The organism is Streptococcus parasanguinis (genome assembly GCF_000963275.1).
In the GTDB taxonomy this organism is placed as follows: domain Bacteria; phylum Bacillota; class Bacilli; order Lactobacillales; family Streptococcaceae; genus Streptococcus; species Streptococcus parasanguinis_B.
Genome location: NZ_JYOW01000001.1, coordinates 230,861 through 256,275 on the forward strand (window position 1 = coordinate 230,861; position 25,415 = coordinate 256,275).

25 protein-coding genes and 2 tRNA genes are annotated in these 25,415 nt (G+C 42.6%); all 27 read left to right on the forward strand.

Annotated features, from left to right (window positions below):
• Window position 1 precedes the first annotated feature (1 nt).
• Window positions 2–523 carry a nucleotide exchange factor GrpE gene (gene grpE, locus TZ97_RS01125; RefSeq protein WP_412179258.1) on the forward strand — a complete coding sequence of 174 codons (522 nt, stop codon included), beginning with the start codon at window positions 2–4 and terminating at the stop codon, window positions 521–523.
• A 244-nt stretch (window positions 524–767) separates the two neighbouring features.
• Entirely contained in the window at window positions 768–2,591 is a 1,824-nt protein-coding gene (dnaK, locus tag TZ97_RS01130) for a molecular chaperone DnaK (RefSeq protein ID WP_045759112.1), read from the forward strand.
• A 169-nt stretch (window positions 2,592–2,760) separates the two neighbouring features.
• The gene (locus TZ97_RS01135; protein ID WP_045759113.1) at window positions 2,761–3,393 is read left to right on the forward strand and encodes a DJ-1/PfpI family protein; all 633 of its coding nucleotides are present in this window, start codon (window positions 2,761–2,763) and stop codon (window positions 3,391–3,393) included.
• A gap of 216 nt (window positions 3,394–3,609) precedes the next feature.
• Window positions 3,610–4,743: a molecular chaperone DnaJ gene (dnaJ, locus tag TZ97_RS01140; protein WP_003004734.1), complete on the forward strand. Its 1,134-nt coding sequence runs from the start codon at window positions 3,610–3,612 to the stop codon at window positions 4,741–4,743.
• A 161-nt stretch (window positions 4,744–4,904) separates the two neighbouring features.
• Entirely contained in the window at window positions 4,905–8,444 is a 3,540-nt protein-coding gene (locus tag TZ97_RS01145; protein ID WP_045759114.1) for a family 20 glycosylhydrolase, read from the forward strand.
• Between the two features lie 289 nt (window positions 8,445–8,733).
• On the forward strand, window positions 8,734–9,480 hold the full coding sequence (gene truA, locus TZ97_RS01150) for a tRNA pseudouridine(38-40) synthase TruA (RefSeq protein WP_045759115.1): 747 nt from the start codon (window positions 8,734–8,736) through the stop codon (window positions 9,478–9,480).
• On the forward strand, window positions 9,473–10,234 hold the full coding sequence (locus tag TZ97_RS01155) for a bifunctional hydroxymethylpyrimidine kinase/phosphomethylpyrimidine kinase (RefSeq protein WP_045759116.1): 762 nt from the start codon (window positions 9,473–9,475) through the stop codon (window positions 10,232–10,234). Before truA ends, TZ97_RS01155 begins: the two co-directional genes overlap by 8 nt.
• On the forward strand, window positions 10,224–10,694 hold the full coding sequence (locus TZ97_RS01160; protein ID WP_045759117.1) for an ECF transporter S component: 471 nt from the start codon (window positions 10,224–10,226) through the stop codon (window positions 10,692–10,694). The genes TZ97_RS01155 and TZ97_RS01160 overlap by 11 nt, the downstream gene beginning before the upstream one ends.
• 3 nt (window positions 10,695–10,697) lie before the next feature.
• Window positions 10,698–11,261, forward strand: a complete 564-nt coding sequence (locus TZ97_RS01165; RefSeq protein ID WP_045759118.1) for a TIGR01440 family protein — start codon at window positions 10,698–10,700, stop codon at window positions 11,259–11,261.
• Window positions 11,262–11,388: 127 nt separating this feature from the next.
• Window positions 11,389–12,672 carry a trigger factor gene (gene tig / locus TZ97_RS01170; protein ID WP_021154454.1) on the forward strand — a complete coding sequence of 428 codons (1,284 nt, stop codon included), beginning with the start codon at window positions 11,389–11,391 and terminating at the stop codon, window positions 12,670–12,672.
• A gap of 226 nt (window positions 12,673–12,898) precedes the next feature.
• Window positions 12,899–13,483 carry a DNA-directed RNA polymerase subunit delta gene (gene rpoE / locus TZ97_RS01175; RefSeq protein WP_045759119.1) on the forward strand — a complete coding sequence of 195 codons (585 nt, stop codon included), beginning with the start codon at window positions 12,899–12,901 and terminating at the stop codon, window positions 13,481–13,483.
• Window positions 13,484–13,743: 260 nt separating this feature from the next.
• Complete coding sequence (locus TZ97_RS01180) at window positions 13,744–14,439, forward strand: B3/B4 domain-containing protein (protein WP_045759120.1); 696 nt, start codon at window positions 13,744–13,746, stop codon at window positions 14,437–14,439.
• A 174-nt stretch (window positions 14,440–14,613) separates the two neighbouring features.
• A complete protein-coding gene (locus tag TZ97_RS01185) occupies window positions 14,614–16,227 on the forward strand; it encodes a CTP synthase (protein ID WP_003004055.1) in 1,614 nt (537 codons plus the stop codon).
• 124 nt (window positions 16,228–16,351) lie between these two features.
• Window positions 16,352–16,437: transfer RNA gene (locus tag TZ97_RS01190), tRNA-Leu, on the forward strand.
• 80 nt (window positions 16,438–16,517) lie between these two features.
• On the forward strand, window positions 16,518–16,970 hold the full coding sequence (locus TZ97_RS01195) for a hypothetical protein (protein WP_045759121.1): 453 nt from the start codon (window positions 16,518–16,520) through the stop codon (window positions 16,968–16,970).
• Window positions 16,971–17,160: 190 nt separating this feature from the next.
• Window positions 17,161–18,042 carry a class II fructose-bisphosphate aldolase gene (locus TZ97_RS01200; protein ID WP_045759122.1) on the forward strand — a complete coding sequence of 294 codons (882 nt, stop codon included), beginning with the start codon at window positions 17,161–17,163 and terminating at the stop codon, window positions 18,040–18,042.
• A gap of 83 nt (window positions 18,043–18,125) precedes the next feature.
• On the forward strand, window positions 18,126–19,067 hold the full coding sequence (locus TZ97_RS01205; RefSeq protein WP_045759123.1) for an alpha/beta hydrolase: 942 nt from the start codon (window positions 18,126–18,128) through the stop codon (window positions 19,065–19,067).
• Between the two features lie 359 nt (window positions 19,068–19,426).
• A complete protein-coding gene (locus TZ97_RS01210) occupies window positions 19,427–20,419 on the forward strand; it encodes an ABC transporter ATP-binding protein (protein WP_037602142.1) in 993 nt (330 codons plus the stop codon).
• A 1-nt stretch (window position 20,420) separates the two neighbouring features.
• Window positions 20,421–21,239, forward strand: coding sequence for an ABC transporter permease (locus TZ97_RS01215; protein ID WP_045759124.1), 819 nt, complete (start codon window positions 20,421–20,423; stop codon window positions 21,237–21,239).
• A gap of 1 nt (window position 21,240) precedes the next feature.
• Window positions 21,241–22,026: an ABC transporter permease gene (locus tag TZ97_RS01220; RefSeq protein ID WP_003017328.1), complete on the forward strand. Its 786-nt coding sequence runs from the start codon at window positions 21,241–21,243 to the stop codon at window positions 22,024–22,026.
• 38 nt (window positions 22,027–22,064) lie between these two features.
• Window positions 22,065–22,526 carry a GNAT family N-acetyltransferase gene (locus TZ97_RS01225; protein ID WP_045759125.1) on the forward strand — a complete coding sequence of 154 codons (462 nt, stop codon included), beginning with the start codon at window positions 22,065–22,067 and terminating at the stop codon, window positions 22,524–22,526.
• Between the two features lie 46 nt (window positions 22,527–22,572).
• Window positions 22,573–22,645: transfer RNA gene (locus tag TZ97_RS01230), tRNA-Thr, on the forward strand.
• Window positions 22,646–22,841: 196 nt separating this feature from the next.
• On the forward strand, window positions 22,842–23,153 hold the full coding sequence (locus TZ97_RS01235) for a LiaF transmembrane domain-containing protein (RefSeq protein WP_045760168.1): 312 nt from the start codon (window positions 22,842–22,844) through the stop codon (window positions 23,151–23,153).
• Window positions 23,154–23,453: 300 nt separating this feature from the next.
• Window positions 23,454–23,900, forward strand: coding sequence for a LytTR family DNA-binding domain-containing protein (locus TZ97_RS01240; RefSeq protein WP_003004160.1), 447 nt, complete (start codon window positions 23,454–23,456; stop codon window positions 23,898–23,900).
• Window positions 23,901–23,904: 4 nt separating this feature from the next.
• Window positions 23,905–24,600 carry a LiaF transmembrane domain-containing protein gene (locus TZ97_RS01245; RefSeq protein WP_045759126.1) on the forward strand — a complete coding sequence of 232 codons (696 nt, stop codon included), beginning with the start codon at window positions 23,905–23,907 and terminating at the stop codon, window positions 24,598–24,600.
• Between the two features lie 118 nt (window positions 24,601–24,718).
• The gene (gene rpmB, locus TZ97_RS01250) at window positions 24,719–24,907 is read left to right on the forward strand and encodes a 50S ribosomal protein L28 (RefSeq protein ID WP_001140948.1); all 189 of its coding nucleotides are present in this window, start codon (window positions 24,719–24,721) and stop codon (window positions 24,905–24,907) included.
• A gap of 142 nt (window positions 24,908–25,049) precedes the next feature.
• Window positions 25,050–25,415: an Asp23/Gls24 family envelope stress response protein gene (locus TZ97_RS01255; RefSeq protein ID WP_003004393.1), complete on the forward strand. Its 366-nt coding sequence runs from the start codon at window positions 25,050–25,052 to the stop codon at window positions 25,413–25,415.

A 25,415-nucleotide genomic window follows, 5' to 3' on the forward strand; every position in this document is an offset into this window, starting at 1 on the left:
CTTGACAGAAGATATCAAAAAAGAAGACGTGAAAGAAGAAGTTGACCAAACAACTGAAGAAGTTGTAGAGGAAAGCAACCAACCTTCTGAGTTAGAAGAAGCACAAGCGCGTGCCGAGGAATTTGAAAACAAATACCTTCGTGCTCATGCAGAGATGCAAAACATTCAGCGCCGTGCCAATGAAGAACGTCAACAATTACAAAAATACCGTAGCCAAGATTTGGCAAAAGCGATCTTACCATCACTGGACAACCTCGAACGTGCCCTTGCCGTCGAAGGATTGACAGATGATGTGAAGAAGGGCTTGGAAATGGTACAAGAAAGCTTGATTCACGCCCTGAAAGAAGAAGGGATTGAAGAAATCGCAGCGGACGGAGAATTTGACCATAACTATCATATGGCTATTCAAACAGTCCCAGCTGATGACGAACATCCAGCAGACACTATCGCACAAGTCTTCCAAAAAGGCTACAAACTCCATGACCGCATCCTAAGACCGGCTATGGTAGTTGTCTACAATTAGGATATCTTGTCCGAAACGACACTAAACTATGAAAGAAAGATAAGATGCAAGCCGGAGGCTTGCAAGGAAGATATTTCCCGCCGTGGTGAAAGTTTCAGTAGCTTGTGCTACTGAAACAGGGGATTTTTGAGACAGTAGGCTCAAAAATAAGTGATGAAATCCCGAAGGGAGTTGCTCACGTCCCCACCACTTAAGGGAAATATCAAAAAGAAAAAAAGATAAAAAACAACGAGGAGAAAAACATATGTCTAAAATTATCGGTATTGACTTAGGTACAACAAACTCAGCAGTAGCAGTTCTTGAAGGAACTGAATCAAAAATTATCGCAAACCCAGAAGGTAACCGTACAACTCCATCTGTTGTGTCATTCAAAAACAGTGAAATCATCGTTGGTGACGCTGCAAAACGTCAAGCAGTCACAAACCCAGATACGATCATCTCTATCAAATCTAAGATGGGTACTTCTGAAAAAGTTTCTGCAAACGGTAAAGAATACACACCACAAGAAATCTCAGCTATGATTCTTCAATACTTGAAAGGTTATGCTGAAGATTACCTTGGTGAAAAAGTAACGAAAGCAGTTATCACAGTTCCTGCTTACTTCAACGATGCACAACGTCAAGCAACTAAAGATGCTGGTAAAATCGCGGGCCTTGAAGTAGAACGTATCGTCAACGAACCAACAGCAGCAGCCCTTGCTTATGGTTTGGATAAGACTGATAAAGAAGAAAAAATCTTGGTATTCGACCTTGGTGGTGGTACATTCGACGTATCTATCCTTGAATTGGGTGATGGTGTCTTTGATGTATTGGCAACTGCAGGGGATAACAAACTCGGTGGTGATGACTTTGACCAAAAAATCATCGACTACATGGTTGAAGAATTCAAGAAAGAAAATGGTATCGACTTGTCAACAGACAAGATGGCACTTCAACGTTTGAAAGATGCAGCTGAAAAAGCGAAGAAAGACCTTTCTGGTGTGACTTCAACTCAAATCAGCTTGCCATTCATCACTGCAGGCGCTGCTGGACCTCTTCACTTGGAAATGACCTTGACTCGTGCGAAATTCGACGATTTGACTCGTGACCTTGTAGAACGTACGAAAACTCCAGTTCGTCAAGCCCTTTCAGATGCAGGTTTGAGCTTGTCAGATATCGACGAAGTCATCCTTGTCGGTGGTTCAACTCGTATTCCTGCCGTTGTAGAAGCTGTTAAAGCTGAAACTGGTAAAGAACCAAACAAATCAGTGAACCCTGACGAAGTTGTAGCTATGGGTGCTGCGATCCAAGGTGGTGTGATCACTGGTGACGTGAAAGACGTTGTCCTTCTTGACGTAACGCCATTGTCACTTGGTATCGAAACAATGGGTGGTGTCTTCACAAAACTCATCGATCGCAACACTACGATTCCAACATCTAAATCACAAGTCTTCTCAACTGCAGCAGACAACCAACCAGCCGTTGATATCCACGTTCTTCAAGGGGAACGCCCAATGGCAGCAGATAACAAGACTCTTGGACGCTTCCAATTGACTGATATCCCAGCTGCACCTCGTGGTATCCCACAAATTGAAGTAACATTTGACATCGACAAGAACGGTATCGTATCTGTTAAGGCCAAAGATCTTGGAACTCAAAAAGAACAAACAATTGTTATCCAATCAAACTCAGGTTTGACAGACGAAGAAATCGACCGCATGATGAAAGATGCAGAAGCAAACGCTGAAGCAGATAAGAAACGTAAAGAAGAAGTTGACCTTCGTAACGAAGTAGACCAAGCTATCTTTGCGACTGAAAAGACAATCAAGGAAACTGAAGGCAAAGGCTTTGATGCAGAACGTGACGCAGCTCAAGCAGGACTTGATGATCTTAAAAAAGCTCAAGAATCAGGTAACCTTGAAGAAATGAAAGCAAAACTTGAAGCCTTGAACGAAAAAGCACAAGCATTGGCTGTTAAACTTTACGAACAAGCTGCAGCAGCGCAACAAGCACAAGCAGGAGCAGAAGGCGCACAAGCAACAGGCAACGCAGGCGATGACGTCGTAGACGGAGAGTTTACGGAAAAGTAAAACAATCCAGTGGATTGTTTTAGCGGAACCTCCTGAAATAAAGAAAGGTTCCGAGATTTGAGGATTCCTTTAAGCCGAAACTCAATTCAGCCTAACTAGTAAATGATAAAAAGAAATCCAGAGGTTGCAACCCAGCCTCTGTTTTTCGGTAAAATAGAGGATGTTGCGTATGAAAAAAGTACTTTGTATCATTTATCCTAATTTTTCTCTTTATGAGATAACTGCTTTAACGAGTACTTTAGCTCTGTCTTTTGATAGTACGATTGATTATGCCGCTTCAGATCATTCGATGGTGGTCTCTGAGGATGGCTTGCCCTGTCAACCAACGAAAACACTAGATCAAATCCGTATAGAAGAGTATTCTTGCGTGATTTTGCCAGGAATGGTCAATATAGGACCTGCCCTACAGGATGAGAAATTGATTTCGTTCTTGAGGGATCTTGGTGAACAAGATATCCTCATTGCAGCCATTTCTTCAGCGCCTCTTTTATTAGCGAAAGCAGGTCTGTTGAAGGACACGAAATTTACAGGTGGAATTTGGCAAAACTTCTTTGACTATTTTGAATTTCTTCCACGTGAAAATTTCCAACCGAAAGTTCTTGTGCAAGATAAACAAATCATTACGGCTATCGGTTTTGCCCATCAAGAGTTTGCAAGAAAAGTAATTCTAAGCTTAGGGTTGGCAGAGAATACGGACAACTATTTTAAAGAACGAAACGACTACTCAGAAGAGGATTTGATATTTACTCTATCGGACCAAGAGTTTGATCAAGTGAAGCGAAGTATAGAAAACACCCTCTAAAGATGTACATGAAAATTATAGAAAGGAACAAAGAGTGTTCGTAACTGAACACGGGTTCCATAAATTCTTACTCAAAATGAAAGAAAGGAACAAAGAGTGTTCGGGGAATTGAACCCGAGCGGAAAGCTTGGAAATTAGATAAACCGCCTAAGAAATCAGGATTTCTTGTCGGTTTCCTAAATTTCAGTCGCTTTCTGTTCGCTCTTAGTATCTTGTATGAACAATACTGAATTTTATGACCGTTTGGGCGTTTCAAAGAACGCATCTCAGGATGAGATCAAGAAAGCCTATCGGAAATTATCTAAAAAATATCACCCAGATATCAACAAGGAGCCTGGTGCTGAGGAAAAATACAAGGAAGTTCAAGAAGCTTACGAGACTTTGAGTGACGAGCAAAAACGGGCTGCTTATGACCAATATGGTGCTGCGGGTGCCAATGGTGGCTTCGGTGGCGGAGCAGGTGGTTTTGGTGGCTTTGATGGTGCTGGCTTTGGTGGCTTTGAAGACATCTTCTCTAGCTTCTTTGGTGGTGGTGCAAGTCGTAATCCAAATGCACCTCGTCAAGGGGATGACCTCCAATACCGCGTTAATCTCAAGTTTGAAGAAGCGATTTTTGGTGCGGAAAAAGAAGTCAAGTACCATCGGGAAGCTAGCTGTCATACCTGTCATGGTTCTGGGGCTAAGCCAGGCACTAGTCCGGTAACCTGTGGACGCTGTCATGGTTCTGGAGTCATCAATGTGGATACGCAAACCCCTCTTGGGATGATGCGTCGTCAAGTGACCTGTGATGTCTGTCATGGTCGTGGTCAAGAAATCAAAGATCCATGTACGACTTGTCGTGGAACAGGTCATGAAAAACAAGCTCATAGCGTGAACGTCAAGATTCCTGCCGGAGTTGAAACAGGACAACAAATCCGCTTAGCCGGTCAAGGGGAAGCTGGCTTTAACGGTGGACCTTATGGTGACTTGTATGTTGTTGTCAATGTTGAGCCGAGCGATCGCTTCGAACGAGATGGCTCAACTATCTACTACAAGTTAGACTTGAACTTTGTCCAAGCAGCTCTTGGAGATACGGTCCATGTGCCAACTGTTCACGGAGATGTCGATTTAGTCATTCCTGAAGGAACCCAAACCGGTAAGAAATTCCGCCTCCGTGGAAAAGGGGCTCCAAGCTTACGTGGTGGTGCCATGGGAGATCAATATGTATCTGTCAATGTCGTCACCCCAACTGGTTTAAATGACAAGCAAAAAGAAGCCCTTCAAGCCTTTGCGGAAGCAAGTGATTTGAAGGTCAACCCAAAGAAAAAAGGGTTCTTTGACAAGGTCAAAGATGCTTTAGATGATTTATAAGAATGAACGAGTTTCCTTTTGAGTAAGGAGCTCGTTTTATTTTGGATCGAATCCAAGAACTTCCTCTCCTAATTAAAGAATAATGAGAAGCTTCATTGAATTTATTAAGATGTCGTGGTAAATTTAAGAAAACGATTACAAAGACAATTTAGGAGGTCCTGATGAAATCACATCAACCACGTTATGCGATTCGCAAGTATGCAGTAGGAGCTGCTTCGGTGCTCATAGGATTTTTTGCTGGTGCTCAGGGTGTAGCGGCAGATACGCCGAGCGTTACAGACAGTCCTTCAACGACAGTTCCAACTAAGCTAAGCAAAGGTGAGTCAACGATTTCTCTTAATGAGGAAGCTTCTCAGCCAACAGTAGAAAAACCAACGGCTCCTGCCCCAATCGTCGATCAAAGTCAACCGACACTGCCTGATCGTGAACTGCGGGTATCAGATCTTGACCGTTTGATTCGCGAAGAAGCAAGCTCGGTCGCAGCGTCGGATGTGGCAGCTCAACCAGCGACAGCAGCGACGGAAACGCCTGCTAAAGATCCTAATCAAGAAGAAAAATTAGCCAAGAAAAAGATTGTTTCGATCGATGCCGGTCGCAAGTACTTCTCGCCAGACCAAATCAAGGAAATCATTGATGAAGCAAGTAAGACGGGCTATACAGACTTGCATCTTCTAGTTGGAAATGACGGTTTGCGCTTTGTGCTGGATGATATGTCTTTGAAAGTGGGAGATACTTCTTATTCTAGCCAAGCCGTGACAGATGCGGTTGAAAAAGGGACCAAAGCTTATTACGATGATCCGAACGGGACAGCCTTGACCCAGGCTCAAATGGATGATATTTTGGCCTACGCCAAATCGAAGAAAGTAGGTGTCATCCCAACCATTAATAGTCCAGGTCACATGGATGCGATTTTGACGGCCATGGAACAATTGGGCATCGAAAACCCTCACTTTAATTATTTTGGTACAAAGAAATCAGCTCGGACAGTTGATTTGGACAACCAAAAAGCCTTAGACTTTACCAAAGCATTGGTAGACAAGTATGCGGCTTATTTCAGCGGCAAGGCAGATATTTTCAATATTGGTTTGGATGAATATGCTAACGATGCCACAGATGCCCATGGTTGGCAGGTTCTCCAAGCCAGCAAGCATTGGCCAGGTGAAGGCTATCCAGAAAAAGGCTATGAAAAATTCATCCAATACGCCAATGATCTAGCAGCTATTGTGAAAAAACACAAGATGAAACCAATGGCCTTTAATGACGGAATCTACTACAATGGCGATACTTCCTATGGCTCTTTTGACAAGGATATCATTGTCTCCTACTGGACAGGTGGCTGGAATGGCTATGATGTCGCTTCTTCAAAACTCTTGTCTGAACTAGGTCATCAGATTCTTAATACCAATGATGCTTGGTATTATGTGCTTGGACGGGACAAGGCTGGATCTGGTTGGTACAACCTCGATCAAGGTCTCGAAGGAATTTCCAAGTCAGCGATTGATGTGGTTCAAAAAAATGATGGGGCTAAGGTGCCCTTCATCGGTGGGATGGTAGCTGCCTGGGCAGATACGCCATCCGCAACCTACAAAAAAGACCTTCTCTTTAAGCTCATGCATGCCTTTGCGGACAAGAATGCGGACTACTTTGTAGCAGATCCTGAAGTCGTCGAAAAAGCTATTTCAGAAGCTCCAACTGATTTGGATCACTATACACCGGAATCTCTAGTAGCCTTTACGGCAGCTAAAAAAGCTTTAGAAGGGGCAGGAGCAAACACCACTCGAGCAGAGGCCAAAACCTTGATCGACAATCTCAAAGCAGCTCAAGATGCTTTGGTGTATACGGAAAGCTACGCGAAAGAAGTTGCTGCAAAAGAAGCAGCAGAAAAACTCGCCATGAAGAAGGTCATCTCGATCGATGCAGGTCGCAAATACTTCTCGCTGGATCAGTTGAAACGAATCGTCGATAAGGCCAGTGAGTTGGGTTATTCTGACTTGCATCTCCTTGTCGGAAACGATGGCATGCGCTTCGTGCTCGATGATATGACGGTGGAAGCCAATGGCAAAACCTATGCCAGTGATGATGTGAAAAAGGCCATTTTAGAAGGCACCAAGGCCTATTACGATGATCCAAATGGCCAAGCCTTGACCCAAGCAGAAATGGATGAACTCCATGCTTATGCTGCTGCTAAAGGAATCGGCTTGATTGCGGCAGTCAATAGTCCTGGCCACATGGATGCTTTGTTGGTGGCCATGGAAAAATTGGGCATTGAAAACCCACAAGCCAGCTTTGATACGGTTTCAAAAACAACCATGGATTTGACCAATGAAGCAGCAGTCAACTTTACCAAAGCCTTGATTGGTAAGTACATGGACTACTTCAAAGACAAGTCTAAGATCTTTAACTACGGAACAGATGAATATGCCAATGACGCTACCAGTGCACAAGGTTGGTACTATCTCAAGTGGTATGACCTCTATGGTAAATTTGCGGAGTATTCCAATAGTCTTGCAGCTATGGCGCGTGAAAAAGGCTTGCAGCCAATGGCCTTTAACGATGGCTTCTATTATGGAGATGAAGATGATGTTGCTTTTGACAAGGACGTCTTGATTTCATATTGGTCTAAGGGATGGTGGGGCTATAACCTCGCATCTCCACAGTATTTGGCAGATAAGGGGTATAAATTCCTTAACACCAACGGAGACTGGTACTATGTTTTGGGAAGAACACCTGAAACAGGTGGTGGTTATATTGAAAAAGCGATTGCCAATGCAGCTGCTACTCCATTTAGACAACTCCCAAGTACAACATATCCAGAAACATCTTTGCCGATGGTCGGTAGCATGGTAGCTGTTTGGTGTGATACCCCAAGTGAAGAATACATCGAAAAAAATGTCTTTGATCTCATGGAAGCTTTTGCCAACCATAACAAGGACTATTTCAAAGCAGACTTCACTGCTCTTAGAAAAGCAGTTGCTACGGTGCCAACAGATCTAGACATATACACACCAGAATCTCGCGCAGCACTTGAGAAAGTCTTAGATAGCTTGAATTGGAATGTGAGCCGTGCTCATCAAGATCAGGTGGATCAAGAAGTGGCTGCTCTGACCCAAGCCCTTGCGGGGCTTAAGCCAATTACGCAAGTAGGTAGCTTGGCTGAAAATGACGTCAAAGCCCTAGTGGAAGACAAACCAAGTCTTGAAATCGTAGAAAAAGAACTTGGTTTTGACCTTGTGGAACGGACCAATCCAGATCTCGCTAAAGGAGAACGCAGAGTGATCCAGGCTGGGGTTAAAGGGCAAGGTCTTGAGTATGTAGAGGTTTCGGCATTTGATCAAAGTCGAAAAGTGATCGCTACAGAAGTTGCCACAGAGCCGGTTGCAGAAATTGTTGAAGTCGGTACCAAAGAAATTGTGATCCCAACAAGCCCTTCAGTAGAAGCACCAGTGAAATCAGACGTGCTCGTAAACAAAGTGGTTCCAGATCCTTCAACACCTCAAGTGATCGCGAAGGATCAACCAGTAGCACCAGTAAATACCCCATCGCCAATTCCAGCAGCTGTGGAAAAAGAGGTTCGTTCAGAAGCAGTATCTTCTAACAAGCAACTCCCGGAAACAGGAGTGGAATCTGCTCTGGGACTCGCTTTACTAGGGGCGATCTTAGGAGCAGCAGGAATAGACTTGAAAAATAAAAAAAGAGACTGAGACCTAGTTGACTTGTAACAGGTCGAAGTTAGGAGAGTGGGACAGAAATCGGTAATTCGTTAGAATTCGATTTCGTCGTCCCACCTCCGCACAGTTGAGTAGGGCTGTAAAAGCTGATGAAATCAGCGTAGTAGAGCCCACTCAACCACTGCGTCTTGCTCGACAATCCAAAAATAATTGAGAGGCTAGGACTTTTGTCCCAGCCTCTTTTTGTGTTTGTAAAACTGTACCCGGACAGTTTTGTTTTTTCACTCTTGTAACCCCTTCTATATCCTGCTAAAATAAAAACATGACACGATACAAAGCAACCATTTCATATGACGGGACCTTGTTTGCAGGGTTTCAACGCCAACCGCATGCCCGTAGTGTGCAAGAGGAAATCGAGAAGACCTTGACGCGTCTCAATCAAGGAACCCCTGTTACCGTTCATGGAGCGGGGCGGACGGATTCAGGTGTCCATGCTCTTGGGCAGGTGATTCATTTTGATCTCCCCCAAGCGCGGGATGAGGAAAAGCTCCGCTTTGCCCTCGATACCCAAACCCCAGAGGATATTGATTTCATCCGAGTGGAGCAAGTAGCAGATGACTTTCACTCACGCTACAAGAAGCACAGCAAGACCTATGAATTCATCGTGGATTATGGTCGTCCTAAGAACCCCATGATGCGCCACTATGCGACCCACTACCCTTATCCTTTGGATGTGGAAAAGATGCAAGCAGCCATCCGAAAGTTGGAGGGAACCCATGATTTTACCGGTTTCACAGCTTCAGGAACCAGTGTGGAAGACAAGGTTCGTACGATTACAGAGGCTCGCTTGGTCGAGGATGCAGAACATCATCGCCTTGTCTTTACCTTTTCGGGCAATGGCTTTCTCTACAAGCAAATCCGCAATATGGTGGGAACTTTGTTGAAGATTGGAAATGATCGGATGCCGATCGAGCAGATCGATCTAATTTTAGAAAAGAAGGACCGCAATCTAGCAGGTCCTACAGCAGCGCCAAATGGCTTATATTTAAAGGAGATCCGTTATGAGTAATGAATTGATTCTAGCTATTTCAGGAAATGATATTTTTAGTGGGGGAGGTCTTCACGCAGACCTTGCAACTTATACGACTAACAAACAGCATGGTTTTGTAGCGGTGACTTGTTTGACCGCTATGACGGAGCACGGTTTTGAAGTGATTCCGGTGGATCCGACGACCTTTGCGCAACAGCTCAACTCTCTCAAAGATGTTCCTTTTTCTGCTATTAAACTCGGTCTTTTGCCAAATGTCCAAGTGGCAGACTTAGCCTTGGACTATGTGAAAGCCCATGCGGAGATCCCTGTGGTACTAGATCCTGTCTTGGTCTGCAAGGAAAGCCATGATGTAGAAGTTTCAGCTCTTCGAGACGAATTGATTAAGTTCTTCCCTTATGTGACCATCATCACGCCAAACTTACCAGAAGCTGAGATCTTGACCCAAAGCAAGATTCAATCGCTCGACGATATGAAGGCGGCAGCGCGCAAGCTCCACGAATTAGGAGCATCGAATGTCGTGGTCAAAGGAGGCAATCGTCTCAATAAAGAAAAGGCCATTGATGTCTTTTATGATGGGACAGACTTCACCGTCATTGAAGAGCCAGTCTTAGAAAAGAACAATACAGGAGCTGGTTGTACCTTTGCGTCTAGCATTTCCAGCCAGTTGGTGCAAGGGAAATCACCGCTTGAAGCTGTTAAAGTCTCTAAAGACTTTGTCTTCCAAGCGATTCAACATTCAGACCAGTATGGAGTAGTACAATATGACATCTAATCGAACTCAACTCATTGCCCGCCTCTCTATTTTGACAGCCTTGACAGTTGTACTTGGCTACTATACAAAACTTCCAACCCCTACAGGGATCGTCACCCTGCTAGATCTTGGAGTGTATTTCACAGCCTTCTATTTTGGACGCAAGGAAGGTGCTATTGTAGGTGGTGTCGGAGCCTTCCTACTCGATCTGATTTCAGGCTATCCTCAGTGGATGTTCTTTAGCCTCCTCTTTCACGGGGGACAAGGTTACTTCGCTGGCTTCAAGGGAAAAGCTCGTTACCTAGGCTTGCTCCTTGCGACAGTCGTCATGGTAGGCGGTTACGCACTAGCTTCCGCTCTCTTTTTAGGCAATGGTTGGGGGGCTGCTATCTCGGATATTCCGAATAACCTCGCTCAGAATTTTGTCGGAATGGCTTTAGGCTATGTGGTCTATTATGCCTTCCAAAAGAAAGGAAACTAATTCATGGATTTGGAGCAACTGAAGAAGGATACAAAAGAAATTCTGGTAGATGTTTTGGCAAAAAGCCGTCTCCATCAGGGACAGATTCTAGTTCTCGGGATGTCTTCAAGTGAAGTTGCAGGAGGGCAAATTGGAAAGGCCTCGAACATCGACATTGCCGAAGCTGTTGTCCAGGTCTTGCTAGATGAGTTGAATCCAAGAGGGATTTATCTAGCGGTACAAGGATGTGAGCACCTCAATCGAGCCCTAGTGGTCGAGCGGGAATTAGCAGACAAGAAGGAGTTAGAAATTGTCAATGTCCTTCCAAGTCTCCATGCAGGAGGTGCTGGACAACTCGCTGCTTTCAAGTATTTCAAGGATCCTGTTGAAGTAGAATTTATCACAGCTCAAGCGGGGTTAGACATCGGAGATACCTCAGTGGGGATGCATGTCAAACACGTGCAAGTTCCAATTCGCCCTGTCTTACGTGAACTAGGGGAAGCCCATGTCACAGCCCTCGCTAGTCGGCCAAAATTGATCGGTGGTGCCCGTGCTCTCTATCTAGATGATCCTATCCGAAAATCATAAATAGAACTAGCTTTTAGGGGCTAGTTTTTTGGATGAAAAGAGAGGCAAAAACGTTTTAAAACTTGCAATTTCAAAGTTTTGTGGTAAAATTATAAGGAATGACTATATTATTTTAAGGAGAGACAGAATGTCTGTATCATTTGAAAACAAAGAAACTAACCACGGTGTATTGACTTTCACCATCAGCCAAGAGCAAATCAAACCTGCTTTGGACCGTGTGTTTGAGTCTGTTAAGAAAACCTTGAACGTACCTGGATTCCGTAAAGGTCATATTCCACGTCCAATCTTCAACCAACGTTTTGGTGAAGAAGCTCTTTACCAAGATGCTTTGAACGATCTTCTTCCAGCAGCATACGAAGCAGCTGTTAAAGAAGCTGGAATCGAAGTTGTAGCACAACCAACTTTTGATGTTGTATCTATGGAAAAAGGTCAAGACTGGACATTGACAGCAGCTGTTGTCACAAAACCTGAAGTTAAATTGGGTGCTTACAAAGACCTTGAAGTATCAGTAGAAGTTTCTAAAGAAGTAACAGACGCTGATGTGGATGCTCGTATCGAACGCGAACGCAACAACTTGGCTGAATTGGTTGTTAAAGAAGGTGCTGCAGCAGAAGGTGACACAGTTGTGATCGACTTCGTAGGTTCTATCGACGGTGTTGAATTCGACGGTGGTAAAGGTGACAACTTCTCACTTGGACTTGGTTCAGGTCAATTCATCCCAGGTTTCGAAGACCAATTGGTTGGACACTCTGCTGGTGAAACAGTTGATGTGATCGTAACCTTCCCAGAAGACTACCAAGCAGCTGACCTTGCAGGTAAAGAAGCGAAATTCGTGACAACTATCCACGAAGTAAAAGCAAAAGAAGTACCAGCTCTTGACGATGAATTGGCAAAAGACATCGATGAAGAAGTTGAAACTCTTGCTGAATTGAAAGAAAAATACCGCAAAGAATTGGCAGAAGCAAAAGAAGAAGCATACAACGATGCAGTAGAAGCAGCAGCGATCGATCTTGCAGTTGAAAATGCTGAAATCGTTGAACTTCCAGAAGAAATGATCCACGAAGAAGTACACCGTTCAATCAACGAATTCCTTGGAAATATGCAACGTCAAGGAATCTCACCTGAAATGTACTTCCAAATTACTGGAACAACTCAAGATGATCTTCACAAACAATATGAAGCGGAAGCTGAAAGCCGCACGAAGACAAACCTCGTGGTTGAAGCAGTAGCGAAAGCAGAAGGCTTTGAAGCAACTGAAGAAGAAATCAACGCTGAAATCGAACAATTGGCAGCAGATTACAACATGCCAGTTGAACAAGTTCGCAACCTTCTTTCACCAGAAATGTTGAAACATGACATCACAGTGAAGAAAGCCGTGAACGTAATCACAAGCACAGCAAAAGTAAAATAATTGAGATTAAAAAGAAGAGCCGTAAGGCTCTTCTTTTTTCTGATTTCATGGAGAATCCTGGAATTTTCCTTTGACGAAAGGGGAAATTTATCGTACAATAGAGTGTAACGATAAAATGCGTGATAGATTTAGTGACGAGAAGTTTTCAATCTATCATCGAGGATAGGATGAGGTTTAAGACCGGATCCTTCTCCATTTAGGAAATGAAACATAAGGAGATTTACCCTTGGAATTAGAAGTATTTGCTGGACAAGAAAAAAGTGAACTTTCTATGATTGAAGTGGCGCGTGCGATTTTGGAATTACGCGGACGTGACCATGAAATGTACTTTAGCGATCTTGTAAATGAAATTCAAAATTACCTTGAAAAATCAAACAGCGAGATCCGTGAAGCTCTTCCATTGTTCTACACAGAATTGAATGTAGATGGAAGTTTTATCCCACTTGGAGATAACAAATGGGGTCTTCGTTCATGGTATGCCATCGATGAAGTTGACGAAGAAATCATCGCTCTTGAAGAAACTGACGAAGAAGATGCTCCTAAGAAACGGAAGAAAAAACGTGTCAATGCCTTCATGGATGGAGACGAAGATGCGATCGACTACAACGACGACGATCCAGAAGACGAAGAAGTTTACGATGCAGATCCAGCTCTTTCATATGATGAAGAAAATCCAGATGATGAAAAGAGTGAAGTCGAAGCTTACGATGCTGAAATCAATGAAATCGTACCAGATGATTTGGGTGAGGAAGTTGAATTAAGCGAAGAAGACGACGAAGAAGAGGATTCTGAAGACGAGGAAGAAGAATAAATCATAAGAAGAGGCTGGGACAAAAGTCCTAGCCTCTCAATTGTTTTTGGAATGTCGAGCAAGACGCAGTGATTGAGTGGGCTCTACTACGCTGATTTCATCAGCTTTTACAGCCCTACTCAACTGTGCGGAGGTGGGGCGACGAAATCGAATTCTAACGAATGACCGATTTCTGTCCCACTCTCTTTTTATTTGCATTGAAAAAAGTGGCGAAATGGCGTATGATAAACGTGTAAGGTTTCCCAATAGGAGGTGTTCAGATGGACTTTCGTTTAGATCAAAGTTTAGTAGCTCTTGGTATTGATACGGTTGTGGTCGGAATTGCTAGAAATGTGGATACTCAAGCAGTTTTGCCCCCTTCTTTTCTTGAAAAGAAGAAAGAGCTTGAACAATGGGCGCTCCAGTGTCAGACAGAAGAAGTAGCGACATCCCCTGTCATCAAAGGGTATACAGACCTTTTGCAAAAAGTAGGGCGTAGCATCAAGAAAAATCCACCAACAGTCCTAGCTCTTATCCGAAACATCCAGCATCGAGGAGCTCTTCCTCAGATCAATAGCATCATCGATATCTATAATGTCGAATCTCTGAAGTCTTTTCTCGCGATCGGAGGACCTGACCTAGATAAGATTGAGGGACCGATTGAATTTACAGTGAGTCAAAGAGACGATCTCTTTCTCCCTATCCTTTCTAGTGAAAAACATGTCGCACCGACAGATCCTGTCTACCGGGATCAAAAAGGAGTTCTGGCTTGGTTGGATGTACGCGATAGTGACCATTACAAATTTGAGGAGACTACGCAAAACGCCCTCTTTGTCATCCAAGGAAATACCGAGACGTCAGTCGAGATGCGTTTAGAAGCGCTAGAACGAATCCACAAGGACCTTGCTCTTTGCATGCCTCAACTTCAATTTGAGAAATTTCTCGTCACACAAAATGGAGTGGAAAAGGTCGTGTAAACAGCGAACATTATTTTCATGAAATTTTCAATTTGACAAAGTAGACCATTTGCGGTAAGATATTGTTCGGGCACCTCATTTTGAGGTCGGAGCTCCCTAAGGATTAGGGAGCTATTTTTTGTTTTTTCTGCAAAGAGGAATGGCCTCTACAACATTAGAAGAAGAGGAAAGCACATGTCAACAAAATATATTTTTGTTACGGGTGGTGTCGTATCATCCATCGGAAAAGGGATTGTCGCAGCAAGTCTTGGTCGCTTGCTCAAAAATCGTGGATTGAAAGTGACGATCCAAAAATTTGACCCTTATATCAATATCGACCCAGGGACAATGAGCCCTTACCAACACGGGGAAGTATTTGTCACAGACGATGGCGCAGAGACAGACTTGGACCTTGGTCACTATGAACGCTTTATTGATATCAATCTGAATAAGTACTCAAATGTGACAACAGGGAAAATTTATAGCGAAGTCCTTCGCAAGGAACGTCGTGGAGAATACTTGGGCGCGACTGTACAGGTTATTCCTCATATTACAGATGCCTTGAAAGAAAAGATCAAACGAGCAGCGACGACGACGGATTCGGATGTCATCATCACAGAAGTCGGGGGAACAGTTGGAGACATTGAGTCCCTTCCATTCCTTGAAGCTCTACGTCAAATGAAGGCAGATGTTGGTGCTGAAAACGTTATGTACATCCACACCACTCTTCTACCTTACTTGAAGGCTGCGGGAGAAATGAAAACCAAGCCGACCCAACACTCTGTGAAAGAATTGCGTGGTCTTGGAATTCAACCAAATATGTTGGTCATCCGGACAGAAAAACCAGCTGGTCAAGGAATTAAGAACAAGTTGGCTCAATTCTGTGATGTGGCACCAGAAGCTGTCATTGAGTCACTTGATGTGGAACATTTGTACCAAATCCCATTGAACTTGCAAGCACAAAATATGGACCAAATCGTTTGTGACCATTTGAAATTGGATGTTCCTGCAGCAGATATGACAGAATGGTCTGCAATGGTCGACAAGGTCATGAACCTCAAGAAGCAGGTCAAGATTTCCTTGGTTGGAAAATACGTAGAATTGCAAGATGCCTACATTTCTGTCGTTGAGGCCTTGAAGCACTCAGGGTATGCCAATGATGCAGAAGTCAAGATTAATTGGGTCAATGCCAATGATGTGACAGCTGAAAATGTGGCAGAACTCCTTGGAGATGCGGATGGGATCATTGTCCCAGGTGGTTTTGGTCAACGGGGAACAGAAGGAAAAATTCAAGCCATCAAGTATGCGCGTGAACAGGACGTCCCAATGTTGGGTGTCTGCTTGGGGATGCAGTTAACCTGTATCGAATTTGCCCGTCACGTTTTAGGTTTGGAAGGGGCCAATTCATCAGAATTGGATCCAGAAACCAAGTATCCAATTATCGATATCATGCGGGACCAAATCGATGTGGAAGACATGGGTGGAACGCTCCGTCTCGGTCTTTACCCATCTAAACTCAAACGAGGCTCAAAAGCAGCCGCTGCCTATGACAATCAAGAAGTGGTGCAACGTCGCCACCGTCACCGTTATGAGTTTAACAATGCTTTCCGTGAACAGTTCGAAGAAGCAGGATTTGTCTTCTCAGGCGTTTCACCAGACAACCGTTTGGTCGAAATCGTTGAAATCCCAGAAAACAAATTCTTTGTTGCTTGCCAATACCACCCAGAATTGTCAAGCCGTCCAAACCGCCCAGAAGGACTTTACACAGCCTTTATTACAGCGGCAGTTGAAAACCACGATAGCAAATAAAAATTAAGGGAGCAGGTCATTCGACCTGCTCCCTTTTTGTGAAAAAATGACAAACTCTGAAAAAAGTTTGAAAAAAATCTTGACAAAAAAGTCGTTGATTGATATACTAGTAAAGTACTCAATCGCGGGGATGGCGGAATTGGCAGACGCGCAGGACTAAGGATCCTGTGACCGCTTTAGGTCGTGAGGGTTCAAGTCCCTCTCTCCGCATCGGATCAAGATAGCTTCGGCTATCTTTTTTTGTTTTCAAATTTCTTTGTGGTAGAATAGGTGTGAGATGAGGTGAGAACATGAAGAAGAAGTATCTGGTTTTGGTTGATGGCCTTTTTGCACTATTGGGAAGTGCCATTAATTTTTTCGGTCCTATCCTGATTTTAGCGATGGGGATAGGCGCATACAAGGATACTTTTAGATATTTTATCGCCTTAAACATATGGAATGTTTTCATTTTTTTAGTGGCGATTGCTTCTAAGTATCTGCTCAGAGATGAAAAAAGAATCAAAAAATGGATTCTTTATCTTTTTCTGATAGCGGGCAGTATTCTCTTTCTTGCCTCAATCCTTGCTGTGTGTGAGAATATTCCCTTTCTTGAGGGATTGGTAAATGGACTTCTTGGGAAAATGTTTACCGACAGTCAGTTATTTGCCGCATATTTCTATTCTCAATGGGTTGCAGCGGTATCCCTTATGATTTGCGGGATTGCCTTTCTCCTTTCATTAAAAAATTTTAAAGAGAAGGATTGAAAGGGGCTTGCGCTCCCTTTTTTGCTTTTTGAATAGGATAGAAGTCTTAGGAGAGAGAGGGTTCCTCCTCATTTATCGTAAGAAATCGCTTAAAGCTACAGGAAAAGCTAGCAATTTCATCTAAAAAGTGATAAAATAAACAATGTAAGTGGGATTAACCCCACAAAAATTTATAGGAGGCCTATAACAAATGGCAATCGTTTCAGCAGAAAAATTTGTCCAAGCAGCTCGTGATAATGGTTACGCAGTTGGTGGATTTAACACAAACAACCTTGAGTGGACTCAAGCTATCTTGCGTGCAGCAGAAGCTAAACAAGCTCCAGTACTTATCCAAACTTCTATGGGTGCAGCTAAGTACATGGGTGGTTACAAATTGTGTAAAGTCCTTATCGAAGAATTGGTTGAATCAATGGGTATCACTGTACCAGTTGCTATTCACCTTGACCACGGTCACTACGATGATGCTTTGGAATGTATCCGTGTAGGTTACACTTCAGTTATGTTTGACGGTTCACACCTTCCAGTTGAAGAGAACCTTGAAAAAGCAGCTAAAGTTGTTGAATTTGCACACGCTAACGGTGTATCAGTTGAAGCTGAAGTTGGTACAATCGGTGGTGAAGAAGATGGTATCATCGGTGACGGTGAATTGGCACCAATCGAAGACGCTAAAGCAATGGTTGCTACAGGAATCGACTTCTTGGCTGCAGGTATCGGTAACATCCACGGTCCTTACCCAGCAAACTGGAAAGGTCTTCACCTTGACCACTTGCAAAAATTGACTGAAGCTGTTCCAGGCTTCCCAATCGTATTGCACGGTGGATCAGGTATCCCTGACGATCAAATCCAAGCAGCTATCAAACTTGGCGTTGCAAAAGTTAACGTTAACACTGAATGCCAAATCGCATTTGCAAATGCTACTCGTCAATTCGTACGTGAATACGATGCAAACGAAGCAGAATACGACAAGAAGAAACTCTTCGACCCACGTAAATTCTTGAAACCAGGTTTCGAAGCAATTACTGCAGCTGTTGAAGAACGTATCGACGTATTCGGTTCAGAAGGCAAAGCTTAATAAAAACAGGAAAGCAAGGTCCCGTGTGGATCTTGTTTTTTTGTATGGGAAAAGTTGCTTCCGGGATTTAATTTTTGTACAATATGCCTATGAAAAAATTTAAACAGTTTAGCTGGATCGTTTGTGGCTTTCTCCTGCTCTATTTAGGTGCTACATTTGTTTTTCATCAATTTAGTTTACGAAATGAAAGTAAGCTTCTCACACCCATTGGTAAACAAGTGACAGTCAATGGACATCGAATGAATGTCTCTGTTAAAGGAGAAGGATCTGAAACAATCGTTTTTCTTTCCGGTGCAGGTATCGCCTCTCCTATTTTAGACTTTAAGAATCTATCAGATTCCCTATCCAAAAAATACAAAGTTGTTGTCGTGGAGCGAGCAGGATATGGTTTTAGTGAAGATAGTGATCGTTCAAGAGATGTGATGGAGGTCCTTTCTGAGACCCGTCAAGCTTTGGTGCAAGCTCATGTTTCAGGTCCTTATGTGATTATTTCGCATTCTATGGCTAGTTTAGAGAGTCTTGCTTGGCAAGAGAAATATCCGAATGAAGTGAAGGCTTTGATTGGCCTGGATTGGGCCTTGCCAGCGAGCTATGAAGATTTAAAAGAACATCCAACTCTCATAACCTTAGCTTATTGGACGAGTAAGATTGGCTTGCTTCGTTATTTCCCAGAGTCTGTTTACCTGAAGAATTCTGACTTGACCAAAAGAGAGCGCCAGCAATACCGATTTTTAGCCTACAAGCAGTTGCTGTCGACGGCTATGCTCAATGAGACCCGTACTGTAAAGAAAAATGCCCAAAAGGTTAGTAAATTTACCATTGATCCCAAAATCCCTGTACTTCTCTTGGTTTCAAATGGGGAGGGAACCAGCTTTAGTCAATCGAAGTGGCAGAACTATGCAAAAGATTTTTCTAGAAACCAGTCGAATATTCAAGTCGACTATATAGATGCGCCTCACGACCTCTATCATTATCAAAGCGATGCTATTGTTTCTCGTATTAAAGAATTTTTAGAGAATAATTGAGGGCTTAAAAATCCATTGAGACTGATGATAATAATTAAATGCTGAAGGATTAACAGTAGAATCGTTAATTTTCTCGATTAAAAAAATTCTTTTTCTTAACAATAAGCCTGCCCCTAAGGGCAGGTTTTTTGGTGTCTTAAGGAAACTATTTAACAGAATTTTTGATTAAAAGTTTCATTTTAAGAGAGAAATCTCTAATTTCATAATTAATAAGCAAACGCTTGCATTCCTATTTTTATTAGATTATAATAGGTTGGTATAAAGCCTTCTGTAATAATATTGAGTAAGTGTAGAAAGTAAGGATTTAGAATATTTGTAGTCAAAGATACAATGTTGCTTCTTACGATAGGGAGATGGATATGGCAATGATAGAAGTGGAACATCTTCAGAAAAATTTTGTGAAGACAGTTAAGGAGCCGGGGTTAAAGGGAGCCTTGCGCTCCTTTATTCATCCTGAAAAGCAGACCTTTGAAGCGGTCAAGGATTTAACTTTTGAAGTACCCAAGGGGCAGATTCTAGGCTTTATCGGAGCTAATGGTGCTGGGAAGTCGACAACCATCAAAATGCTAACAGGGATTTTGAAACCGACATCTGGTTTTTGTCGGATTAACGGCAAGATTCCCCAGGATAATCGCCAAGATTATGTCAAGGATATTGGAGTCGTTTTCGGACAACGTACCCAGCTATGGTGGGATTTGGCACTGCAAGAGACCTACACGGTTTTAAAGGAGATTTACGATGTGCCAGACTCGCTTTTCCATAAGCGTATGGACTTTTTGAATGAAGTATTGGATTTGAAGGAATTTATCAAGGATCCTGTGCGGACTCTTTCACTGGGTCAACGGATGCGGGCGGATATTGCGGCTTCCTTACTTCACAATCCCAAAGTTCTCTTTTTAGATGAGCCGACTATTGGTTTGGATGTGTCGGTCAAGGACAACATTCGACGTGCTATCACCCAGATTAATCAGGAGGAAGAGACAACTATTCTCTTGACTACTCATGATTTGAGTGATATTGAGCAACTCTGTGATCGGATTTTTATGATTGATAAGGGGCAAGAGATTTTTGATGGAACGGTTAGCCAGCTCAAGGAGACCTTTGGAAAGATGAAGACTCTCTCCTTTGACCTGACGCCAGGTCAAAATCATCTAGTCTCTCATTATGAGGGCTTGCCTGATATGTCCATTGATAGACAAGGAAATACTCTCAATATTGAATTCGATAGTTCCCGCTACCAGTCGGCCGATATTATCAAGCAAACCTTATCTGATTTTGAGGTCCGTGATTTGAAGATGGTAGATACGGATATTGAAGATATTATCCGTCGCTTCTATCGAAAGGAGCTCTAAGATGGTCAAATTGTGGAGACGTTATAAACCCTTTATCAATGCAGGGATTCAGGAGTTGATTAGCTATCGAGTCAACTTTATTCTTTATCGGATTGGCGATGTCATGGGTGCTTTTGTGGCTTTTTATCTATGGAAGGCTGTCTTTGATTCCTCCCAGGAGCCTTTGATTCAGGGCTTCAGTATGGCGGATATCACCCTCTACATCATCATGAGTTTTGTGACTAATCTTCTGACTAGGTCGGATTCTTCCTTTATGATTGGTGATGAGGTCAAGGATGGTTCCATTATCATGCGCTTGTTGCGACCAGTGCATTTTGCGGCTTCTTACCTCTTTACGGAGCTTGGTTCCAAGTGGTTGATTTTTATCTCTGTTGGACTGCCATTTTTAAGTGTCATTGTTTTGATGAAAATCTTATCTGGGCAAGGGATTGTAGAAGTGCTGGGACTAACTACCCTTTATCTTTTTAGCTTAACGCTGGCCTATCTGATTAACTTTTTCTTTAATATCTGCTTTGGATTTTCAGCCTTTGTATTTAAAAATCTTTGGGGTTCCAACCTACTTAAGACTTCCATAGTGGCCTTTATGTCTGGGAGTTTGATTCCCTTGACTTTCTTTCCAAAGGTCATTTCATATATTCTGTCCTTCTTACCTTTCTCATCCTTAATTTACACTCCGGTCATGATTATTGTTGGGAAATACGATGCTAGTCAGATTCTTCAAGCACTTTTGCTTCAGCTTTTCTGGCTTATAGTGATGGTGGGCTTGTCTCAGTTGATTTGGAAACGAGTCCAGTCATTTATCACCATTCAGGGAGGTTAGTATGAAAAAATATCAACGCATGCATCTGATTTTTATCAGACAGTACATCAAGCAAATCATGGAATACAAGGTAGATTTTGTGGTTGGTGTGTTGGGAGTCTTTCTGACTCAAGGCCTGAACCTCTTGTTTCTCAATGTCATCTTTCAACACATTCCCTCCCTAGAAGGGTGGACTTTTCAAGAAATTGCCTTTATCTATGGATTTTCCTTAATTCCAAAGGGACTAGATCATCTCTTTTTTGACAATCTCTGGGCTTTAGGTCAACGACTAGTTCGAAAAGGGGAGTTTGACAAGTATCTGACTCGTCCTATCAATCCTCTCTTTCACATCCTCGTTGAGACCTTTCAGATTGATGCCTTGGGTGAACTTTTGGTCGGTGGAATTTTACTAGCGACAACGGCGACTAGCATTGCTTGGACTCTTCCAAAATTCCTGATTTTTCTAGTTTGTATTCCTTTTGCGACCTTGATTTATACTTCCTTGAAAATTGCAACAGCCAGCATCGCTTTTTGGACCAAGCAGTCAGGTGCCATGATTTACATTTTCTATATGTTTAATGATTTTGCCAAGTATCCTATTTCTATTTACAATTCGCTCCTTCGTTGGTTAATTAGCTTTATTGTACCTTTCGCCTTTACGGCCTACTATCCTGCCAGCTATTTCTTGCAGGACAAGGATGGACTCTTTAATATTGGTGGTTTGATTCTGATTTCCCTTGTTTTCTTTGTTATTTCCCTCAAACTTTGGGACAGGGGATTGGATGCCTACGAAAGTGCTGGTTCGTAAGAGGTAAAGTAAGACTAAAATCAAGAAAGGAACTTATGATGTTTGTAATTAAAGAAGTCAAGGGTGAAGATCAAAAAATGGCAGTTGTCGCTGAGATTTTAAGGGATTTGCCAGAATGGTTTGGAATACCAGAAAGCACGCAAGCCTACATTAAAGGAGCTAAGGATTTACGAGTTTGGGCTGCTTATCAAGAAAATGATGTAGTAGGGTTTATAAGTTTATCATATTCGAGTGAAGATTGTGCTGAAATTGACTGTCTAGGCGTGAAAAAATCATTCCAAGGTCAAGGAATTGGAAGGGAATTAATTACGACTATAGAAAGAGAAGCAGTCAAACAAGTGGACTACCTACAGGTCAAAACAGTCGCAGAAGGTTCAAATAAAGATTATGACCGAACAAATGTCTTTTATCGCAGTCTTGGTTTTAAAAAATTAGAGATTTTTCCGCAACTATGGGATCCACAGAATCCATGTCAGATTCTGATTAAAAAGATCAACTAAAAGTGCTTGACATCCGCTATCAGAGTGCTATACTAAGAAGGTAATCGCCGATTTAGCTCAGTTGGTAGAGCAACGCACTCGTAACGCGTAGGTCACAGGTTCGATCCCTGCAATCGGCATAGGAAGAAACTGCTTTAAAGGAGCGAGACGACGAATGATGGTGATCACATATTCGTTCGGTCTCGCTCCTTTTTTGACCGCATAGGCGCCATTTTTGACCACTTAGTCAAAAGTCCTTGTCGCCGTTGGGGCTCTCTGCTATCATAGAATCATCAAAGGAAGAAATACTTCCAAATAATCAAAATGAGGTATATGATGAAAAAATTACTTGGACTTGCATTGATTCTTGCTGCTCTTGCAGTTGTGATAATGGGAATGGTTGGCTTTCCAAAGATCGATGTGAATATCTGGCCTTTGTTCCCTGTTCTCTTATTTGCTTTCTTTACACTTGAAAATCTCTTGAAAAAAGATTACAAGGCAAGTGTTATCTGCGCCTTGATCGCATTTATGATCGCAAATGCGATTTACGATCTCTTGCCGGTCTCAAATGGTCTAGTTATCACAGCAGGTGTGCTCGCTTGCGTGGGTCTTAGTTTTCTTTTACCGGACAAGGAAAGCAATAAATAAAGAAAGGAGGCTGGGATAAAAGTCCTAGCCTCTCAATTGTCTTTGGATTGTAGAGCAAGACGCAGTGGTTGAGTGGGCTCTACTACGCTGATTTCATCAGCTTTTACAGCACTACTCAACTGTGCGGAGGTGGGACGACGAAATCGAATTCTAACGAATTACCGATTTCTGTCCCACTCTCTTTTTTACTTCTCAAATACGACCTCTTGATGGGGAAAACGTGCCACTTACTGAAAAGCCCTTGTTTTGTTTTCAACAGCTGTTATAATGGTACTATCAAAACGTTGGGAAAGGAGTTTTATGAAAGTTAGAATCGAATTGGATCCATCTATGGACGAGCCTGAGATCTTGATTCGAGCTCCGCGCTTGACCCCGGAGTTGACCCAGCTGCAAGAGAGAATCCTAGAACAAAAGGTTGCTCCTTTGGCCTTTTACAAGGATCGAAGTGAATATTTTCTGGATGTGGCATCGATCCTCTTTTTTGAGACGGACGGGGAGAAGATTTTTGGACACACCAAGGACGAGGCCTATGAGGTCAAGCAAAAGCTCTATGAGTTGGAGGAGCTGCTTCCCATCGCCTTTTGTCGAATTTCCAAATCCACCATTGTCAACGCAAAGCAGATCTATTCTCTAGAAAAGTCTTTTTCAGGAACCAGCACGGTCAATTTCTATCAGACCCATAAGCAGGTTCACGTATCCAGACGCTACTATCAACTCTTAAAAGAACGACTAAATGAAATGAGGTAATATCATGAGAAAAAAATTAATCGGAGTATTCTTAATCCTTTTAGCAGCTTTAATCCTCTTACAAGGCTATTTTGTAAAATGGGACATTAGCATCTGGACCTTAGCTTGGGTTACCTTGCTTGCAGTCCTATCCCTCTCTAGTTTCTTAAAACGCCATTTTGGTTGGGGCTTCATCTATGGACTTTTAGCCCTCTTTTGTCTCAATGGGCAATACCATTTCCTCCCAGTTTCAAATTCAGTTGTCATCCTTTCCTCAATTCTCGCTGTGATTGGGCTCAACATTTTGTTTAAACCCTCTAAGAAAACAAAAGCCCGCCTAGCTTCCTATTCTGCTGGGTCCATGAGTAAGTCGGATGGCAATGACATCGATGTCACTTTTTCAACAGTGACAAAATATCTCAATGACCAACACTTTACCCACGGAAGTGCAGATGTGAGTATGGGAGAAGCTTCGGTTTATTTTGACAATTGCCGCATCGAAGGTCCGTCAGCCCAGTTTGTTGTCGATGTTTCCCTTGGAAGTTTGAGTCTCTATGTACCAAGTGATTGGCGTGTCCATGTTCATGTGGATAATTCCCTTTCGGCTATCCAGCATCAGGAAAATCCAAGTGCTCTGACAAGCAAGGATTTCTACATTACGGGCGATGTTTCCTTAGGAAATCTGGAAATTATCTATGTCGGAGCGAATTCGTTTTCTTAAGTCGGAAATGAAAAACTTTGGCCAAAAGCTTGCCAAGAGAGATTTTTTTTGGTAATATAGTACGGTATGTGGTGCTAGCACATCCGTTATATTAGATCTAATAGGAGGAAACACAGAAATGGCTAAAGTATGTTATTTCACAGGTCGTAAGACTGTATCAGGTAACAACCGTTCACACGCTATGAACCAAACAAAACGTGCCGTAAAACCAAACCTTCAAAAAGTAACTGTCCTTATCGATGGTAAACCTAAAAAAGTTTGGGCTTCAGCTCGTGCATTGAAATCTGGTAAAGTAGAACGCGTTTAATAAAGAGTACAGAACCTCATAGAGGTTCTTTTCTTTTTCTCTAGAGACAGCTGTCACAGCGGGAGAAGAATAGTCCCTACCCTTTTACAGTTGACCTCTTTTATGGTAAAATAGAATATAAAATACTTTTGAGGTAGAAATTATGACAGTAAAAATCAATACAAAGGACGGTCAAATTGAATTGACTGATGAGGTTATCGCAACTGTTGTAGGCGGTGCCGCTACTGAGATCTTCGGTGTGGTTGGAATGGCCAGCAAAAATGCGATCAAAGATAATTTCCAAGCCCTCCTAGGGAAAGAAAACTTCTCTAAAGGTGTTGTTGTCAAAACAACGGAAGCAGGAACTATCGCAGTTGATGTTTACACTGTTTTGAGCTATGGAACAAAGATTAGCGAAGTCTCAAAAAATATTCAAGAACGTGTGAAATTTAGTTTGGAAAATCAACTTGGAATCACTACGGATACTGTGAATGTCTATATTCAAAATATCAAGATTGTGGGAGAATAA